The organism is Micromonospora sp. KC606, assembly GCF_004348675.1.
In the GTDB taxonomy this organism is placed as follows: Bacteria; Actinomycetota; Actinomycetes; order Mycobacteriales; family Micromonosporaceae; genus Micromonospora.
The window spans coordinates 26,102-43,202 of sequence record NZ_SMKN01000027.1; the positions used below are offsets into that span (position 1 = coordinate 26,102).

Here is a 17,101-nt window from a genome sequence, read left to right on the forward strand (position 1 = left end):
CGGCCGCGCGATCCGGACCACGGCCGGCCGGTTCTTTGGCCGTTCCGCATGTGCCGTTCGGCCAACCCAGCCCCCGGCCGGCTGTGCACCGATCCGCGAGGCGTGGCCGGCCGGCACTTATGGGACGTGGTCGTACGAAATTACGGTCCCCTCATCTGCGTACGAAAGGAAGGTTCTGTCTATGTCGATATCCTGGCTCCTGCGCTTCGGGGCCGCCTGCGGGGTGGTCCTGGGATTGTCCACCGCCGTGCCCGGGCTGGTGGAGGCGTTCATCGGGGAGACGGCTGCCACCAGTTTCGTCATCGGCGTCGGCGTGGCGTTCGGGGGGCCCGCGCTGACCGCCATCTACCTGCGCCAGCAGGCCGCCGCAGGGCGGTTCGGGGCGATCGCGTACGCCGTGAACATCATCGGCCTCGGCCTGTTCGCCGGCGTGGCGTTCGCCCTCAACATGGTCCTCTACTACCTCGACCAGGCCGCCGCCGACGAGGTCCTGAACGGCCCGACCGGCGTCGCGGTGCTGGGCAGCGCCGTGGTCTTCGTCGCCGGCACGGTCCTGTTCGCCGTGTCGATGCTCCGGGCCCGGGTGCTCCCCCGGGTTGCGGCGGCCGGGTACGGCGTCGCTTTCACGCTCCTGGCGCTGCTCGCGCCGCTGCCGGACTCTCCGGTCATCGCCGCCGTCCATGTCCTCGCGGGCGCGTCGCTGATCTGGCTCTGCACGGCGGTCTGGATGTCGGCGTCGCCCAGTGCCGGGGGCCCGCCGGCCGGATCGCTCCTCCCGCACACCGCCGACACACCGGCGAACCGATGAGGACCACGTCCATGCGGATCATCAAACCCTCGGTGCTCTCGCGTCCAGCGCGTAGCACCCGTCGCCCTTGACGCCGAGGTGCGGGTCGACCTGCCGGTTGAAGCCGAGCCGCGGCACCTGCGGGTAGTGTGCGGGCACGTCGTACTTCGGGTGGTAGCCGCCGGCGGTGAGGAAGACGCTGCCGGCGGTCGGCGGGATCCAGGCGCGCAGCCGGTCGACGGTGTTGCCAGTTGTCCCCGTGTCAGGATCGAGCCTGCCATTGCTGGCAGTCGTTGTTCAGCCACGTCCACAACCGGACGGTGGTGCCGTCCGTGGTGCCGCAGTCCGCCACGTCCGCGACCTTGCCGCTGTTGGCGTTCTCCAGCCTCATCCAGCCGCCCTGTGTGTCGATGAGGGACCATCGCTGGCAGGCGTTGTTGAGCCACGACCACTGCTGGATCTTCGCTCCGTCCGCGGTGCCGCAACCGTTGACATCCAGTGCCTTTGCACTGGCGAGGTTGATGAGGCGGTAGCTGCCGCCGGCGACCTCGTCGATGCGCCAACGCTGGTTCGCGCCACCGTTGCAGGTCCACAGCCCGGCATCAGCCCCATCCACCAGCGAGGAGGCGTACACGTCCAGGCACTTCCCGGTGGCCCGGTTGACGAGCGTGACCTCGCTGGTCGTCGCCACCGGCAGTCGGAGGCGAGCCTGCACCGGCAGGTGGTCGCTGGGAAACTGGCCCGACCCCGAGCGGTACGTGTTGATGGCCGCAGCCGATACCGTCACGCCCCGCGTCGCGAGTATCCAGTCGATGCGAGCGCCCCCGGCCACCAGCGGCTGGTAGTTGTGGTACGTGCCGTACACCGGTCCGGTGGCCGCGGCCGCCGTCCAGGTGTCGACCAGCCCCGCCTGCCGAACGAGGACGTCGTAGACCGGGTTGCTGGCCCAGGGCCCACTGTTGAAGTCTCCGGTCAGCACGATCGGCAGCCCCGGAGCCAGGGCCGCCAGCCGAGCCCTGATGAGTTGCGCGGCCCGCTCGCGGGCAGAGGCGCTGGCATTGTCCAGGTGGGTGTTGACCGCGTACAGCTGCCCACCCGTGACAAGGTCACGGAACCGAACCCAGGTGACCATGCGGATCGATCCGCCGCCCCACGTGTTGGATCCCACCACCTCCGGCGTGTCCGACAGCCAGAAGTGGTGCTGTTCCAGCGGCTGCAGGCGGGTGTTGTCGTAGAAGATGGCCATGTACTCGCCCCTGGCGCCGCCCTCCCGACCAACGCCGATGAAGTCGTAGCGGCCGCCCAGATCCTGCTCGATGTTCGCGAGCTGGCCGGCCAACCCCTCCTGAGTACCGATCAGGTCCGGCTGCTCGGCAGTGAGCAGTTCACGCATGGCCGGCCGGCGCTGCGCCCACGAGTTGGGACTGCTGCTGCTCGCGTACCGCAGGTTGAACGTCATGACGTCCAGATCCGCGGCGGCAGGCGGCCCTGCGAGCTCATCGAGCGTCGCGGCGGCGGCCGGCGCGGCGGCCAGCAGGCCACCACTGGTGAAGAACACCGCTGCGGCCAGCGCGACGGCGACCGAGCGGAAGCACGCTAGTCGGCTCGCCGCTTGTCCGGTGCGGGTCATGACCACAGGCCACCTTCCATGATCACAAATGACGGGGCCCACACCGTATCGAATATCGTCGTCACGCACCAGATCATCTGATGTGCTCATCAGGCTGAGCTGTTCATCGACCCGGCAGGGCTATCACTGTGAAGCTGCGCGTGGGCTCCACTGGCGCCGACGGCCACGTCGTGGCGGGATCTCGGGCCAGGTGGTCGGCGCGCGGCCGTCATGCCTGGGCGGCACCGGATTGTTGGCCGGGCCGGCCATGGCGTCGCGGTGCGGGCGACGGCCGGTGATCACTTGGGGCGTGCGCCAAGGGTGGCCAGCGCGGCCCCGGCGCACAGGAACATGGTGGCGGCCATGGCGATTGCGGTCACGTGGCCGGGCAGGCTCATGGTGGAGGCGGCGGCGCCGGCGATGAGGAACTGCAGCAGTCCTTGCAGGGAGGAGGCCGCGCCGGCGGCAGAGCGGTGGCGGGCCATGGCCAGGGAGGTGGCGTTGGCCAGCACGATGCCGAGCATGCACACCGCCGTGAAGAGGCAGGCCAGCAGCGCGGGCAGGGGGAGGCCGAACGCGGCGCAGGCGAGCACGCCGAGTCCGCCGAGGGTGGCCACCGCCAGGCTGGTTCGCAGCAGGGTGTGCTCGTCGGCGACGCGCCCGACGAGCAGGCCGTTGGCCTGGCCGAGCAGCACGATGCCCAGGCCGTTGACGCCGAACACGAGGCTGAACTGTTGCGGGGTCAGCCCGTGGCCGTCCTGCAGGACGAACGAGGAGCCGGAGATGTAGGCGAACACGGCGGCGAACATCAACGCCGCGGCCAGCACGTAACGCAGGTAGTGCCAGTCGGTGACCAGCACGCGGAAGGTCCGCAGGGTTTCGCGCGGGTGGGCGGGCGCCCGGCGCCCGGCAGGCAGCGACTCGGGCAGCGTGAACACGACCACCAGCAGCAGGACGGCACCGAGGGCTGCGAGGACGACGAACACCGCCCGCCAGCTCGCGACCGTCAGCAGTTGGCCGCCGATGACGGGGGCCACGATCGGTGCCACACCGTTGACCACCATGAGGGTGGAGAAGAACCGGGTCATGGCGGTGCCCTCGAACAGATCGCGCACGATGGCACGCGCCAGCACCGTGCCCGCCGCCGCGCCGAGCGACTGCAGGATCCGACCGCCGAGCAGCCAGCCGACGTTGGGCGCCAGCGCGCACCACAGCGACCCCGCCACGTACATGGCCGTCCCGATCAGCAGAGGCCGGCGCCGGCCCCAGGTGTCCGACAACGGGCCGACGATCACCTGGCCGACGGCGAGGCCGATGACGAACACCGTCAAGGTCAGCTGGACCAGCGGCGCGCTGGTGTGCAACTCGCGGGCCATGCCCGGCATCGCCGGCAGGTACATGTCGATCGTGAGCGCCCCGAACGCGCTGAGCGAGCCGAGCACCAGCGCCAGCTGCGCCGAGCGGCCCCTCGCCGGCCTTGGCGCGCCCACGTCACCGGCCGCTGCGACCGCTCGCCGATCTTCCCCACCCACCGAAGTTATGCTCACATAATTATCATGCCATAATCCAGTACGGTGGTGCCATGCCCCGTGACACAGACAACGACGTCGCCAACACCGCCGAGGGTCCACTCGCCGATCTGGCCGACCTGATCCTCAACGTCGGCCGGCTGGTGCGCGCCCGGACACCCGAGACCCCCGAGGCGGTGCCGCTGACCGAGACGGAAAGACATGTCATGCGTGTCGTCGACCTGTATCCAGGAGCCGCTCCCAGCGAAATCGCCCGTCGCACCCGGTTACAGCGCACCAACGTCAGCACGGCCCTACGCAGCCTTGAGAACAAGGGCATGATCTCCCGCACCGCCACCACGGGCCGCGGGATCACCGTGCGCCCGACCGAGCGCGCCGCGGGCAACCTGCGCGTGCTGCGCGCCGCCTGGGCACAGCACCTCGCCACCATCCTGAGCGACGACCTCGACGCGGTCCGGCAGTGCACCGATCTGCTCAGCCGTCTGGAACAGCGACTCACCGACGACGACCCGGTCCAGCACGACAGCCGGTGACAGCACCTGCTCCCGGAACTGGCACCCGGAGCGACCGGACCGATCCGTCTGGCACCCCTGAGCCCAGACGCGTGGCATGATCTCCGACCTGAGCAGACGATCACCATGCACGAAGGTCTGTCCATACAAGGAACTGCCACGATCACCGAGATCTCGCCACCGCGCTGACGAGGGCGACGGTTGGCGCTCGCCGCAAGACGCTCGGCGTTGGCGACTGACACCCACTCCGAAGCCCCGGCGTGGCCGGTCACGCCACGCCCACGAGCGCATGGCGACAGATCAGGACATCAGCCAGGCAAACCCGCGAAGATGGCTGCGTGAAGGCGATCTACCCAGACAACGGCGATGGCGACCGGGAGGCTTACCCGGGGGCCGTGCCCGGCCTGCGCCCCGAACCCGAAGGTGCGGCCGACGTCACGTCGCTCACGCTTGAAGTCGATGGAGAGATGTTCGCCCTTCGCCCAAATGAGTTCGGCGGCACCGACTACACGCGGCTGAGCGGGCCGAACCCCGGCTACGGATTCGGCGTGAGTCCGACCCTGAACCTGTCGCTGGACGAGCACATGGAGAACATCCGCGGCTTCCTGGCCATCGTTGACCCCACCACGGGATACATCGAAGACGATTGAGCAGTACCGTTTGACGTCGCAGTCCATAAATCGCGCACATCGGCACGGCGGGCGTCGAGCGCCACCGTTGACTCTGTCTTCCTCCTGCCATTTCAGGCCAGAGCTGTAACCGGCAGCCATGCGCGCAACGTGCTCAAGGATTTCCCCGACATCGTTTGGCAATGCCTCAACCGCCTCCTCGGAGTCCCCTCGTGCTGATGGTCTGCGGTCAGACGCCGGCGAGGGCGAGGACGCGGTCCAGCTCGGCCACGGGCAGGGTCGCCGCCGCAGTCACCGCAGCTCACCGACCCTGCCCAACTGAGCACAAGATCGTTAGATGGCAGCGGCCTCGGTGTAGAGGGATCACACAGGCATCAGCTCGTCGGGCAGCGCAGCGCCGGTGACCCTGGAACGGATCACGGCCGAGAACAGTTCGGCGTTCTCGCCGTTCCACGCGTGGCCAACCCCGGGCGCCAGACAGGCCTGGGCGTTCGGGAATGTCGAGGCGATCACGCTCTGGGATCGCCTCGTGAGATCGTGCTCGTTCTCCCCCGCTACCGCCAGGACCGAGCAGCGCGAGGACTTGGCCTCGTCAGGAAGCCGAAAGTCGAGGGCTTCGCTGTTGACTCTACGGAATGCCTGCCGACTCGTCGTGCGCGCGGCGGCCTGGTAACCGCCGAGGTCCTCAGCGGAGACGTTGAGCGCACGGGCGTTCGCACGCAGCACGGGTCCCCACTTCATTACGGGTGCGATCAGCGCACCCATGAGCCGGAGCCTGCCAGAGTGAGGTAGCGGCAGCACGTTCACCCCGCTGACGATCGCGCCGGCTACCACCTCGGGCGCGGTAGCGGCGAGGTGCACTCCGACGTAGCCGCCGAGCGACAGTCCGACCACGTACGCCCTGCCGTCCGTGGTCCGCGCGCTGATCATCTCGGCCACGAGGCGGGAAGTCTGCGGGATCGACACCCACGGAAGAGTGCTACTCCGTCCATGTCCAGGCAGGTCGGGAACCAGCAGACGCAGTTCGCCAGCGAGTGTCGAAAGCTGCTTCGTCCACATCCAGCCGGTAGTGCCCACGCCATGCAGAAGGACCACAGGCAGCCCATCCGCAGGACCCGCCTCATGTACGGACATCATCACAACGATCATGGTGACACAACCGCGAAAACGGCCCGGAGCCGCACGGGATCCATCAACTGAGCCCGCTACCTGAGCACCGGAGTTGCCGGGACGGTCTGGCGGGCCACGAGCGCCCGGAAACCAGCGATCAGCGGAGCCAACTCCTCTCCGGCATCCACGCGAGCCTGGTTCTCGGTCGCGATCCGGTCGTACTTTTCATCCTTCGGCCGGCCGCCATGGCCAGCACGACCACGATGCTGGGCACTCAACACGATGCAGCGCTCGGTCGGCGGCAGATCCGCGCACCTGATCTTCGTTCCGGTGCCGGCCGTCTCAGCGCCTGGACCTACGCCGAGGAACCTCGGTCGGTCCAGGCTGCCTGGCAGGGCGGGCGCTCAGGAATGTGGAGTCCGCACCTGCTCGAAGTGGAACTCGCGGATGAAGCAGTCTCGTGGTTGACCAACCGCGAAGACCACGCAGTCGATGATCGATCGCGCAGTGAGGTCGCTGTCCGCCCGCCGCGGCCCGTCCTGAACGAAGTCCGGTGGAAACAGGGAAATCACTCGGATCCCTTCTGGCCGGAGCCGGTGCGACAGAATCTCAGCGAGCCCGGCGTGGGCATGCTTGGCCGCGTAGAACGCGGGATGCGCGCCCGAACGGCGGTGCCCCGCCTCGCCGCAAGTAGAGATCATGTTGACGATGTCGGGCCGCGACGATGCGCGCAGCAGCGGCAACAGATGCTTGGTCAGCAGCACGGTGCCGGTCCCGCCCGCAGCCATCACGCTTTCGATCATGTCGTCCGAGACGTCTACCAGGTCGTTACCTTCGATGTAGGGGGCACCATTGTTGATCAGCACATCAAGGTGGCCCGTCCGGTTGGCTACGGCCGCGGCGAACCCGCGCACCGAATCCGGTGCGGCGAGGTCGCAGCGAAACGCATCGGCCCGACCTGCTCCCCGCTGGCTGATCGCATCGGCAACCCGCCGGGCCGCCACCAGGTCACGGGCCGAGAGGAAGATCTGTGCACCGCGTTCGGCGAACGCCTCGGCCAAAAGCCGACCCGTGCCACGTGCCGCGCCGGTGATGGCGACGCGCAAACCGTCAAGATCCATGGCCGACAGTGAAGCACCTGAACTCGGCTTGAGGTCAACAGGAACCTGCAGGATCCTGCATCCACTCATCGGCAGGCCCTCGACCAGTGACAGCACCTTACGGCAGTTCAGGCTGCAGACAGCAAGGACTGCTGGCCACCCAGCGTGACGGCGCCCTGCTGGCCCGCGCGCACGATCGGCGGCATGTCCGGACGTACATTCACCCGTCCGGTCTGGGCGGCCGAGGCGGCTCCGAAAGACAAGACTGATCATTTGCCGGCGAAGCCCTTACGTTCGTCGCATGAATGAACCATGGGGCGATATGCCGGAGTTGTGGATGCTGAGCGCGTCGGAGTTGGTGCACCGGATCAGAACAGGCGAGGTGTCCAGTCGTGAGGTGGTACAGGCACACCTGCGACGGATTGACGAGGTCAATCCCGGCGTGAACGCGCTCACCGTCGTACTCGACGAGCAGGCTCTGGCCGCTGCGGACGCGGTCGACCGGGCATTGCGCTGCGGTGACGATCCCGGGCCGCTGTGCGGCGTGCCGATCACGGTGAAGGAGAACGTCGACGTGGCCGGCTCGGCGACCACGCAGGGCATCGCCGCGCTACGCGATGCCATCGCGCGACAGGACGCGCCCCACATCGCCCAGCTCCGCGCAGCAGGCGCGATTCCGATCGGCAGGACCAACATGCCGGAGTTCGGGATGCGGTGGCACACCACCAACGGGCTGCGTGGGGCGACCCGCAACCCCTGGTCCGCCGAGCACACCCCGGGTGGCTCCAGCGGGGGCGACGCCGCCGCGGTCATCACCGGCATGGTCCCGCTCGGGCTGGGCAACGACGGCGCGGGCTCGCTGCGTTGGCCGGCGCAGTGCTGCGGCGCGACGGCCCTGAAACCCTCGCTCGGCCGGGTAACGCAGAGCGGTGGTCGCCAGCCGACGCCGTTCGCGTTCCAACTGCTGGGTGTGCACGGTCCGGTCGCGCGCCACGTCGAGGACCTCCGCCTGGCCTTCACGCACATGTGCGCGAACGACGGAGGCGACCCGTGGCACGCACCGGTACCGCTCAACGGACCGCCCGTGCCACCGCCCATCCGGGTGTCCCTGGTCACCGCACCAGGCGGGACCGACGTCCACCCAGCGGTGCGGTACGCGCTGCGACGGGCAGCCGACCTGCTCACCGACGCCGGCTACGTCGTCGAGGAGCACGACGCCCCCGCGCTGGAGCGCGCGGGTGAGATCTACACCCAAATCATGTCGAGCTACGGCCGCGTCCACCGGGTGCAGCCTCCCGTGCAGACGGTCGCCTCCGACGAGTTCGCCCGATTCTGGCAAGCCTATGAACCAACCTGGACCCGGGCGGGGGGCGAGCCGGCGTTTGACCCGATGATGGAGCGAGCCGCCATCGCCCGCGCCTGGAACGACTGGCTTGGCCGAGCACCTCTGGTGCTGGCCCCGATCCGCACCCAGCCGGCGTTCCGGCTCGGACGCGACCTCGACCCCGCGTGGCTGTCCGACTTTCCCGCCACGATGCGGATGGCCGTGGCCGTGAACCTGCTCGGACTACCCGCCGTCGCGATCCCGACCGGGGAAACCGACGGCCTCCCGCACGCCGTACAGATCATCGGACCACGCTTCCGAGAGGACCTCTGCCTTGACGCGGCCGCAGCGATCGAAGCGCGCATCCCGCCCCTCGCACCGATCGACCCGCACACGGATCCGGCATCAATCTCCTCGGCAACGTAGCGACATCCGCTCGTCGGCGGTTAAGGCCGCAGGACAGCAACGACTGCTGGCCACCCATCGCGACGCCGCTCTGCTGGCCCGCGCGCACGATCGGCGACATCTGCGTGTATCCGGTGGCGCCCGATCAACGTGCGACTCGCGGCTGCTTGCTGGAACCTGTCTGACGAATCAGCTGGGCGGGCTCGCGGAGCCAGAGGATCAAGGAGAGCGGGAGAAGTCTGGCGCGGTAGTTTGGCGAGCATGGCGGACTGGGAGATCCGACCGGCCTCGGTGGCGGACATCGAGGCGGTGGCCGAGTTGCGGACCGTGGTGCTGCGGGCGGATCTGGAGCGGCTCGGACGGTATGACGAGCAGCGTGTGCGGCAGCGATTGCGGGACGGGTTCGGGCCGGCGCACACCTGGGTCATCGAGGTGGGCGCCGCGTTCGCCGGCTGCGTGTCGCTACGGCCGGCCGAGGACGCCCACTGGCTGGAGCACTTTTACCTGGCCCCGCACCTTCAGGGCAGGGGCATCGGTGCGGACGTGCTGCGTGGGCTGCTGGAGCAGTGCGACCGTGGTGGCATTTTGGTACGGCTGAACGTGCTGCAGGGCAGCCCGGCTCGGCGGCTGTACGAACGGCACGGGTTCAGACTCGAAACCGAGGATCCAGTGGACGTGTTCATGGTGCGCGAGCCGATCCTGGGCCATACGTGACAAATGATCAAGGTGCGGGACGGGGGTGCCGTGGAAGACCTTGCCGAGATCGGTGACGTCGTCGACGTTGCTGCACCTGCCCGGCCACAACGACGGTCCGCGCTGCTCGGCGGCAGTGACTTTCGGTGTTTGCGTAGTTTTGGTTTCGGGGTGATCACCGTTCCGGCGGTGTCGGCGCCCAGTCCTTGGTAGCCGGCGTCGGCGAGGACCTGGACCCCGAGCGGCGCGTGGAGCAGGAGGTCGACAAGGCCGGCGGTCCGGGCCTGGGTGAGGTCGTGCATCGAGCCCGGCCGGGTTTCGCCGCAGAACAGCAGCCGACCGGCCGGATCGCAGATCACCAGGGCTTTCATCGTGTTCACCCCGGGCCTTTCCGGACACGAAACGGTCTCTACCCGCTCGGCCCTCGGCCCCCGCACCTCGGTGGCGTCCATCAACGCCCGCGGGTGGTGACCCAGGCACCGACCACGTCGGCGAGAGTACGCAGCCGCACGCCGTCGCGCACCCGGCAACCCCGCTCGGCCAGCAGCGGCCGCACCTCGGGGACACTGCGGCTTACCGTCGAGCGGTGCACCCCGAACCAGGCGGCTACCACGTCATATGTCAGCCCATGCCGCAGGTGCACCAGCGTGGCCAGCAGGCGGTCGGTGAACCCGAATCGGTGCTTCGCACCCGCGCCGCCGCGGCGACGACGCGTTCGCGCGGCGGGCCGGTCACGATGGCGGGCCTGCCACCGGGGTGCCAGTTCCGCGACCAGGCCCGCTATCACCTGCCGGGACAGGCCTGTCATCCGAGAGTTCGTCAGGATCGCAGCGCCACCCGTGGCACGAACAACGATCATCGATGCTCAAGGACTCGCAACGTGCACGAGGTCGTTAGTCACGAGCCCGTAAGGCCAACTTTCCTCCACAAATGCGCTCGATCGTTCGACGGGTCAATAGCTGATCAGCATTGTGCCGGCGACCTACCCACTTCCTCGGCTTTCACAACAAGGGGATGCGTAGACGGGGAACGGACGACGTTGCGCCGAAATCTGTGAGAGCTGGGCGACGAGATCCCGCCGACTAGTAGTGCTTTGTTAGGTTCTATGTCGTTGGTTGCGGTGTAACGGTTTCACGGGTTGGTGGCAGGTGATGCAGGCGCCGGTCCAGGTCGCGAGGAGTCGTTGCAGCTCGCGGATGACGGTGTAGAGGGTCAGGCCGGCGCAGCCGCTTTTGGGTCCAGGCGCAGTTCGGTGATGAACAGATGCGTGGCGGTGACCAGGGTGACGTGGCGGTGCCAGCCGATCCAGGAGCGGCCTTCGAAGTGGTCCAGACCGAGGCCGGTTTTCAGCTCGCGGTAGTCGTGTTCGATGCGCCAGCGGATTTTGCCGTAGCGGACCAGGTCGGTGTGGCTGGTCGCTTCGGGAAGGCTGGACAGCCAGTATTTGACCGGCTCGGCCTGGTCGTCGGGCCACTGGGCGATCAGCCATCGCTCGGGCAGGAGCCCGTCCGGGTCACGGGCGACGCGGTGCCCGGCCGGACGCACCCGCAGGAAGACGAACTGGGAGCTCATCGTGCCTTTCGAGCCTTCCCGCCAGGTGACAGTCTCCGCGATGTCGCGTCCGGCGCAGCGGACGTGTTCGACCAGGCTGACCGCCGTCTTGGGGTAGCGCGGCTCGGTGCGGGTGGGCGGTCGGCCTCGCCCGGACCAGACCCGCTCGACTGGCTGCACGCCTGGCTCATGGGCGAGGGCGTCGCCCTTGACCTGCATGATGTAGCCGATCCCACGCTCGTCCAGGGCGCTGCGGAACTGGCTGTTGTCCCCGTAGCCGGCATCAGCGGCCAGCAGCGGCGGGCGCAGCCCGTGGTCGGCCAGTTCGTCGAGCATCTCCACCACCAGCGCCCACTTCGGCCGGTGATGCTCGTCCTCGGGGATCCCGCAGCGGGCCCGGCGAGCGGTCACGTCGGGTCGGTCAGCCTCGTCAACGGCTTGGTCGTCCCACGACGTCGGGAGAAACAGCCGCCAGTCCAGAGGGCACGACGCGGTGTCGGTGACCGCGTGAACACTCACCCCGATTTGGCAGTTCGCGACCTTGCCGAGGGTGCCGGAGTACTGCCTGGCCACGCCCGGCGAGCCCTTGCCGTCCTTCGGAAAGCCGGTGTCATCGACCACCCACGCCACTGGCCCGACCACGTCGAGGGCCCGGCGGGCAAGCCGCATCCGCACCGCCGTGGTGTCCCATGTCGAGGTCGTCACGAACTGCTGCAACCCCTGATGATCCACCCCGAGCCGATCCGCCATCGGCTGCATCGACTTGCGCCGCCCGTCCAGCAACAGTCCCCGTAGATACGTCTCACCCTTCACCCGCTGATCCGACCGCACCAACGGGGTGAACACATCCGCGGCAAACACCTCAAGCCGTTGCCGCACAACGGAAAGCTCGCCAGGGGTCACCCCAACATCCAACTACCCGGACCACTCCAAGCAACCAACGACACGCCGACCTAACAAAGCACTACTAGTTGGCCTAGTCCTTGCGGCCGCTGACGGCCAAACCGACGCCGAGCCCGACCATCGTGAGACCCGCCGCGCCGCCAACCAGGTCCAGGTGCCGGGCCGAGCGGGCGAACCAGGACCGGACCGTACCCGCCGCCACGCCCCAGACGGAATCCATCGCCAGGGCGATCACGGCGAACACCGCGCCCAGGACCACCATCTGAAGGCTGGCATGCCCGGCAGACGGATCGACGAACTGCGGCAGGATCGCCGCGAAGAACACCACCGTCTTCGGGTTCGTCACGCCAACGATGAAGCCCTGCACCAGCGTGCGCCCGCCACCGATCGGGGCCGCCTGCGCCTCAAAGGCCTCCCGCAGCGCCCGACGATGCCGGATCGCCTGGACGCCGAGGTAGATCAGGTATGCGGCACCGGCAAGTTTGATCACGGTGTAGACCACGGCGGAGGTCTGGACGATGGCGCCGACACCGACACCGACAGCGACGGCCGTGGCCGCGGTGAAGCTGCCAACCGCCCCGCCAACGACGCTCGTCAACGCGACCCGTCGGCCGTACGCCAGGGCGCGGCTGATTGCGAACAGCACCGCAGGACCCGGGATGACGATCAGTACGAACGATGCGAGCGCGAAGGCCGCCAGACGATCGGGCGATGGCATGCGGCCAGGCTAGACGATCAGGCAACCTGCTCGGCAGGGCGCTCGACGAGATGGCCGTTGACGAAGGTGGCATGTGCACAGGGCGCCGGCACGGCGGCCGCCGTCCGCGATCTCGCCCCCCTGCCCGCCGACGTCCCGCGCGGTGCCGGCCTGGCCGCCGGAGCCCTGCCCCTGGTCATGGGCGGCCTACTCGGCGCGCTGCTGCTGACCAGACTCGTCCACGGCATCACCCGCCGGATCACCGCGGCGCTCGCCTTCGCGATCACCGGCGGCTTGGCCGTGGCAGCGATCCTGCAGTTCTGGCTCGGCTCGCTCGACGGCTTCTACATGGCCAACAGCGGCGCTATCGCCCTGGCCATCGCGGCCACCTCCATGAGCATCCTCGGGCTGGAGTCACTGCTCGGGTACGCCGGCCTCGGGCTCGGTGCCGCCGCCATGATGCTCGTCGGCAACCCCCTGTCAGGTGTCGCGACCGCACCCGAAATGCTGCCCGGCTGGTCCGGCACACTCGGCCAGATGCTGCCGCCCGGGGCCGGTGGCCAGTTGCTGCGCTCCACCGCCTTCTTCGACGGCCACGGCGCCACCCACTCCATCATCGTCCTGACCACCTGGCTCGCCCTCGGTGTCATGCTGTGTCTGGCCAGCGGCCTGCGCACCGGCCGCACCACCGGCGTCACCGGCATGGCCGCTCAGCAGGCAGCGCGCGGGACAGTCTGAGCACCAGACAGAAGCATTCGCCAAACCCCGACCGCCATCGGCGTCGAGGCCTCGTGGTTCTCTGCCCCCGCATCTGGCAAAGCATGAAAGCACGACGTGCACAGCGCCCGCGACGGGCAATGGGTGTCGCTCGGCGACATCCTCCTGGTCGCGGGCACGGCCACCATCGACCTGACCAACTCCGCCGACGGGTACGTCGTCGCCGGCGCCGTGCGGAACCTTCCCCGATAGCGCGCCGTGCTGTGAACTGGGCTATTGCCGTTCATGGGCTGCCGGGGTGTCTCGTCTGCTGTTAGTGAACCCAACGAACGGAGTTGTCATGAAGATCTTTGTTGCCGGCGCGTCCGGCGCGATCGGCAGCCACCTCGTTCTCCAGCTCGTGGCACGCGGCCACGAGGTCGTCGGCACGACCCGCTCCGCGGGCAAGACCGGCGCGTTACGTGCGCTCGGCGCCGAGTCGGTCGTGGTCAACGCGCTCGACCCTGAGGCCGTGGCCGACGCCGTGGCCAAGGCCGAGCCCGAGGTAGTCGTCCACCAGCTCACCGCGATTGGCGGACGGCCGACCTTTCGAGAAGCCAAGCGAATGGCGGCTGCCACCAACCGGCTACGCACCGAAGGCACCGACCACCTGCTGGCCGCCGCGCACGCCGTGGGCGTGCGCACGTTCGTGGCGCAAAGCAACGCCGTCTGGGTGGAACGAACCGGCGGGCTGGTCACCGACGAGAACGGCCGACTCGATCCGAACCCGCCCAAGGACGCCGATCCGTTGGTGAGCGCACTACGCCACCTGGAGGAAGCGGTGACCGGCATCAGCTGGGCCGACGGCATCGCGCTTCGCTACGGCAACTTCTATGGCCCAGGAACCGGGGTCGAGACCGCGCCGGGTGCCGTCATGGCCGAACTGATCCGCAAGCGAATTGTCCCGATCATCGGCGGCGGCGGCGGGATGACGTCATGGGTGCATATCACCGATGCCGCCTCGGCCACGGTCGCGGCCATCGAGCGCGGCAAGCCAGGGATCTACCACGTCGCCGATGACGAGCCGGCGCCGGCGCGCGATGTCCTGTCGGCCCTTGCCCGGGCGCTCGGCGCCAAGCCACCACGCCGGTTACCGGCCTGGCTGGTCCGATTGGTGGCCGGCCAAGCCCCGGTGCACATGATGACGCAGGCTTGCGGGATCTCCAGCGAGAAGATCAAACGCGAGCTGGGCTGGACGCCGCGATACCCGAGCTGGCGATCCGGCTTTACGGAGGGATTGCGATAGCACCAGCTGCCCTCCTCGAAGCTGTACGGCGACCTGCGACCGCGGGCGTTCACCATCGCCTACCGGTAGCCAGAGCAAGGTAATGCTGGCGATGACGCGCGCCACCAGGGCGACGGTGCCGGTGCGCCAGGGGGTCAGCTTGGGGCAATGCAGCGACGACCGCCTCGTGCGCGATCAGGGATTTGGTGATGGGCTGACCGCGAACGGTAGACCGTTTTGCGATACATAGGAAGATTTAATGTGTTTTGGCATCATTACGGCCCTAGATGTGCGAAAGTCCGATTGGAGGCAGTGCAGTCCGGTGTGAGTCCGGCTGCTGTCTCGGCAGCGCCCGCCGGAGACGCACCATGAAGGGGCCATAATCGTGACAGTTATTCCAATCCGTCATCATCGGCGCGCTGTACTGTCGGCGCTCGCGGCCGTCACAGCGGCCGTCGCGGCCGTCGCCGTGCTGATCTTCAGTGGCACTGGCGCCCACGCCCAGCCAGCACCGGTCGGCTTGGGCACAGCCGCCAACTTCTCCGTACTGGCCGGCTCCACCGTCACCAACACCGGCCCGAGCTTCCTGGCGCAGAGCCTCGGCGTTTCCCCCGGCAACACCGCGGAAGGCTTCCCCCCGGGCATCGTCGCCGGCGAGATCCACCTCGCCGACGCCGTCGCCCTGCAAGCCAAGAACGACCTCACCACCGCCTACAACGACGCCGCCGGCCGCACCCCGTTCACCAGTCTTCCCGCCGAACTCGGCGGATCCACCCTCACCCCGGGGGTGTACCGGATCGGCGCCGCACAACTGACCGGCACCCTGACACTCAACTCTCAGGCCAACCCGGCGGCCGTGTTCATCTTCCAGATCGACTCCACCCTCATCACGGCAGCCAACAGCAGCGTCGTGTTCATCAACGGCGCCTCACCCTGCAACGTCTACTGGCAGGTGGGCAGCTCGGCCACGATCGGCACCGGAACCCGCTTCGTGGGCAACATCCTGGCCCAAACCTCGATCACCATGAACACCGGCGCCACCCTCCAAGGCCGCGCCCTGGCCCAAACCGGCGCCGTCACCCTCGACACCAACACCATCAACGCACCTGTCTGCCTACAGCCGACAGGAACCCCAACGACCACACCCACGGCGACCCCAACAACCACACCCACGGCAACGCCGACGGCCACACCCACGACGACACCCACGGCCACACCCACGACGACACCCACGGCCACACCCACGACGACACCCACGGCCACACCCACGACGACACCCACGACGACACCCACCGCCACACCCACGACGACACCCACGGCAACGCCGACGGCCACACCCACGACGACACCCACGGCAACGCCGACGCCGACGGCGACGGCCACAGGTCCTCCGACCGGTCAGCCCACGAAAGCTCCTACCGCGCTTCCGACTTCCACCCGTACGGAGCTACCGGTGACCGGCGGCAGCGGCGGCAGCATGCTGGTACCCGTCCTGACAGGCCTCGGCAGCCTCGCCGTCGTCACCGGCACAGCCTTGCTTGTCTACTACCGCCGCAGGACCTCGTAGTCCTGGCCGGGCAGACCCCGGCGGCCGGTCGCCGGCCGCCGGGGTCATCACAGCTCAAGCGGATCGATGCTGGCGTACCGGGTGACTCGCCACGGATCTGGCCGCGTATGTGCGTGCCCTTCTTCTGACCTGTCCCCGGTTGCCGGCACCGGCCTGGAGGGGCTTGGCGGCGCCCTGCAGGCTGAACCCGTTGGCCTTCAACAGCCGCCTGACTCTCATCGCCGACACCGTCCTGCCCTGCCGGCTCAGTTCGGCTGCCAGGTTACGCAGCGATTTGTTGTCCAGCGCAACAGGGAGCACGGGTCGCCCCGCTCGTCCGGGTCAACCAGCCCGAGCAACGCCAGCACCAGACCCGGATCACGCTCCTCAGCGCGGCGGCCGCCGCCATCCTGATGGACCCTCCCAACCGGCAGCTTGAGGGCACCGGCCTCCAGATCGGACAAACCCGACGGACCGTTCCGCGACCTGGACTGCGTCGGGCCGGGCGCGGCGGATCGCCTCGGTGTAGGTGGCCGAGCCGTCGCGGCACACGACCTCGACGCCGGGATGCTCGCGCAGCCACGCTTTCAACACGGCTGATGGTGTCGGCGGTGCGGTTGGGCAGCACGTCGATCCGCTCGTGGCTCTCGGCGTCGATGACCACGGTGGCATAGCGGCGTCGCCGGCGCGGAGCGAAATCGTCTACGCCGATCACGCGAGGAACT

General features: G+C 68.5%; 17 protein-coding genes and 3 pseudogenes. 9 read left to right on the plus strand and 11 right to left on the minus strand.

Features of this window, described 5'->3' with window-relative positions; translation table 11 throughout:
• Nucleotides 1-181 precede the first annotated feature (181 nt).
• Complete coding sequence (locus E1193_RS09255; protein ID WP_132182174.1) at nucleotides 182-808, plus strand: hypothetical protein; 627 nt, start codon at nucleotides 182-184, stop codon at nucleotides 806-808.
• A 21-nt stretch (nucleotides 809-829) separates the two neighbouring features.
• On the opposite strand, the gene E1193_RS33940 is transcribed toward E1193_RS09255, so the two are convergent.
• The 3 genes from E1193_RS33940 to E1193_RS09265 all read right to left on the minus strand — a co-directional run bounded on the left by E1193_RS33940 (nucleotide 830) and on the right by E1193_RS09265 (nucleotide 3,943).
• Nucleotides 830-1,018 (minus strand): DUF6603 domain-containing protein, encoded by a 189-nt coding sequence (locus E1193_RS33940; RefSeq protein ID WP_347877018.1) that lies wholly within the window; start codon nucleotides 1,016-1,018, stop codon nucleotides 830-832.
• A 31-nt stretch (nucleotides 1,019-1,049) separates the two neighbouring features.
• The gene (locus tag E1193_RS09260) at nucleotides 1,050-2,417 is read right to left on the minus strand and encodes an RICIN domain-containing protein (RefSeq protein ID WP_132182176.1); all 1,368 of its coding nucleotides are present in this window, start codon (nucleotides 2,415-2,417) and stop codon (nucleotides 1,050-1,052) included.
• 278 nt (nucleotides 2,418-2,695) lie between these two features.
• On the minus strand, nucleotides 2,696-3,943 hold the full coding sequence (locus E1193_RS09265) for a multidrug effflux MFS transporter (RefSeq protein ID WP_243707452.1): 1,248 nt from the start codon (nucleotides 3,941-3,943) through the stop codon (nucleotides 2,696-2,698).
• Nucleotides 3,944-3,978: 35 nt separating this feature from the next.
• Between E1193_RS09265 and E1193_RS09270 the strand changes: the two genes are divergently transcribed.
• Both E1193_RS09270 and E1193_RS09275 read left to right on the plus strand, forming a co-directional pair.
• Nucleotides 3,979-4,458 carry a MarR family winged helix-turn-helix transcriptional regulator gene (locus tag E1193_RS09270; protein ID WP_132182178.1) on the plus strand — a complete coding sequence of 160 codons (480 nt, stop codon included), beginning with the start codon at nucleotides 3,979-3,981 and terminating at the stop codon, nucleotides 4,456-4,458.
• A gap of 317 nt (nucleotides 4,459-4,775) precedes the next feature.
• Complete coding sequence (locus tag E1193_RS09275) at nucleotides 4,776-5,087, plus strand: hypothetical protein (RefSeq protein ID WP_207922641.1); 312 nt, start codon at nucleotides 4,776-4,778, stop codon at nucleotides 5,085-5,087.
• A gap of 342 nt (nucleotides 5,088-5,429) precedes the next feature.
• On the opposite strand, the gene E1193_RS09280 is transcribed toward E1193_RS09275, so the two are convergent.
• Nucleotides 5,430-6,215 carry an alpha/beta hydrolase gene (locus E1193_RS09280; RefSeq protein WP_132182180.1) on the minus strand — a complete coding sequence of 262 codons (786 nt, stop codon included), beginning with the start codon at nucleotides 6,213-6,215 and terminating at the stop codon, nucleotides 5,430-5,432.
• 365 nt (nucleotides 6,216-6,580) lie between these two features.
• On the minus strand, nucleotides 6,581-7,297 hold the full coding sequence (locus tag E1193_RS09290) for an SDR family oxidoreductase (RefSeq protein WP_132182198.1): 717 nt from the start codon (nucleotides 7,295-7,297) through the stop codon (nucleotides 6,581-6,583).
• A 301-nt stretch (nucleotides 7,298-7,598) separates the two neighbouring features.
• Here E1193_RS09290 and E1193_RS09295 point away from each other — a divergent pair, with 301 nt between their 5' ends.
• On the plus strand, nucleotides 7,599-9,026 hold the full coding sequence (locus tag E1193_RS09295) for an amidase (protein ID WP_132182200.1): 1,428 nt from the start codon (nucleotides 7,599-7,601) through the stop codon (nucleotides 9,024-9,026).
• 240 nt (nucleotides 9,027-9,266) lie between these two features.
• Nucleotides 9,267-9,719, plus strand: coding sequence for a GNAT family N-acetyltransferase (locus tag E1193_RS09300; RefSeq protein WP_132182182.1), 453 nt, complete (start codon nucleotides 9,267-9,269; stop codon nucleotides 9,717-9,719).
• Nucleotides 9,720-9,889: 170 nt separating this feature from the next.
• On the opposite strand, the pseudogene E1193_RS33035 reads toward E1193_RS09300, so the two are convergent.
• The 4 genes and pseudogenes from E1193_RS33035 to E1193_RS09315 all read right to left on the minus strand — a co-directional run.
• Nucleotides 9,890-10,150 (minus strand): annotated as a pseudogene (locus E1193_RS33035) (transposase family protein); the annotation flags it as partial.
• A complete protein-coding gene (locus E1193_RS33040) occupies nucleotides 10,150-10,506 on the minus strand; it encodes a transposase family protein (protein WP_243707454.1) in 357 nt (118 codons plus the stop codon). The pseudogene E1193_RS33035 and the gene E1193_RS33040, both read right to left, overlap by 1 nt.
• Before the next feature lie 404 nt (nucleotides 10,507-10,910).
• A complete protein-coding gene (locus E1193_RS09310; RefSeq protein ID WP_132182184.1) occupies nucleotides 10,911-12,152 on the minus strand; it encodes an IS701 family transposase in 1,242 nt (413 codons plus the stop codon).
• Between the two features lie 73 nt (nucleotides 12,153-12,225).
• Nucleotides 12,226-12,870, minus strand: coding sequence for a LysE family translocator (locus tag E1193_RS09315; RefSeq protein ID WP_132182186.1), 645 nt, complete (start codon nucleotides 12,868-12,870; stop codon nucleotides 12,226-12,228).
• Between the two features lie 57 nt (nucleotides 12,871-12,927).
• On the opposite strand from E1193_RS09315, the gene E1193_RS09320 reads away from it, so the two are divergent.
• From E1193_RS09320 to E1193_RS09330, 4 genes are all read left to right on the plus strand, one after another.
• The gene (locus E1193_RS09320) at nucleotides 12,928-13,587 is read left to right on the plus strand and encodes a hypothetical protein (RefSeq protein ID WP_207922642.1); all 660 of its coding nucleotides are present in this window, start codon (nucleotides 12,928-12,930) and stop codon (nucleotides 13,585-13,587) included.
• 96 nt (nucleotides 13,588-13,683) lie between these two features.
• On the plus strand, nucleotides 13,684-13,818 hold the full coding sequence (locus E1193_RS33720; RefSeq protein WP_279433312.1) for a hypothetical protein: 135 nt from the start codon (nucleotides 13,684-13,686) through the stop codon (nucleotides 13,816-13,818).
• Between the two features lie 88 nt (nucleotides 13,819-13,906).
• A complete protein-coding gene (locus E1193_RS09325) occupies nucleotides 13,907-14,851 on the plus strand; it encodes an NAD(P)-dependent oxidoreductase (protein ID WP_132182188.1) in 945 nt (314 codons plus the stop codon).
• Between the two features lie 499 nt (nucleotides 14,852-15,350).
• Nucleotides 15,351-16,397 carry an ice-binding family protein gene (locus E1193_RS09330; protein ID WP_279433313.1) on the plus strand — a complete coding sequence of 349 codons (1,047 nt, stop codon included), beginning with the start codon at nucleotides 15,351-15,353 and terminating at the stop codon, nucleotides 16,395-16,397.
• 153 nt (nucleotides 16,398-16,550) lie between these two features.
• Here E1193_RS09330 and E1193_RS09335 read toward each other — a convergent pair.
• Both E1193_RS09335 and E1193_RS09340 read right to left on the minus strand, forming a co-directional pair.
• Nucleotides 16,551-16,843, minus strand: a pseudogene (locus tag E1193_RS09335) (ISAzo13 family transposase); the annotation flags it as partial.
• 7 nt (nucleotides 16,844-16,850) lie between these two features.
• Nucleotides 16,851-17,101, minus strand: a pseudogene (locus tag E1193_RS09340) (transposase); the annotation flags it as partial.

What these genes read in the sequence shown, in the direction of transcription:
- E1193_RS09255 (WP_132182174.1), top strand. Translation starts at nt 182, where the DNA reads ATGTCGATATCCTGGCTCCTGCGCTTCGGGGCCGCCTGCGGGGTGGTC.
- E1193_RS09260 (WP_132182176.1), bottom strand. Translation starts at nt 2,417, where the DNA reads ATGACCCGCACCGGACAAGCGGCGAGCCGACTAGCGTGCTTCCGCTCG.
- E1193_RS09270 (WP_132182178.1), top strand. Translation starts at nt 3,979, where the DNA reads ATGCCCCGTGACACAGACAACGACGTCGCCAACACCGCCGAGGGTCCA.
- E1193_RS09280 (WP_132182180.1), bottom strand. Translation starts at nt 6,215, where the DNA reads ATGATCGTTGTGATGATGTCCGTACATGAGGCGGGTCCTGCGGATGGG.
- E1193_RS09290 (WP_132182198.1), bottom strand. Translation starts at nt 7,297, where the DNA reads ATGGATCTTGACGGTTTGCGCGTCGCCATCACCGGCGCGGCACGTGGC.
- E1193_RS09295 (WP_132182200.1), top strand. Translation starts at nt 7,599, where the DNA reads ATGCCGGAGTTGTGGATGCTGAGCGCGTCGGAGTTGGTGCACCGGATC.
- E1193_RS09300 (WP_132182182.1), top strand. Translation starts at nt 9,267, where the DNA reads ATGGCGGACTGGGAGATCCGACCGGCCTCGGTGGCGGACATCGAGGCG.
- E1193_RS33040 (WP_243707454.1), bottom strand. Translation starts at nt 10,506, where the DNA reads ATGACAGGCCTGTCCCGGCAGGTGATAGCGGGCCTGGTCGCGGAACTG.
- E1193_RS09315 (WP_132182186.1), bottom strand. Translation starts at nt 12,870, where the DNA reads ATGCCATCGCCCGATCGTCTGGCGGCCTTCGCGCTCGCATCGTTCGTA.
- E1193_RS09325 (WP_132182188.1), top strand. Translation starts at nt 13,907, where the DNA reads ATGAAGATCTTTGTTGCCGGCGCGTCCGGCGCGATCGGCAGCCACCTC.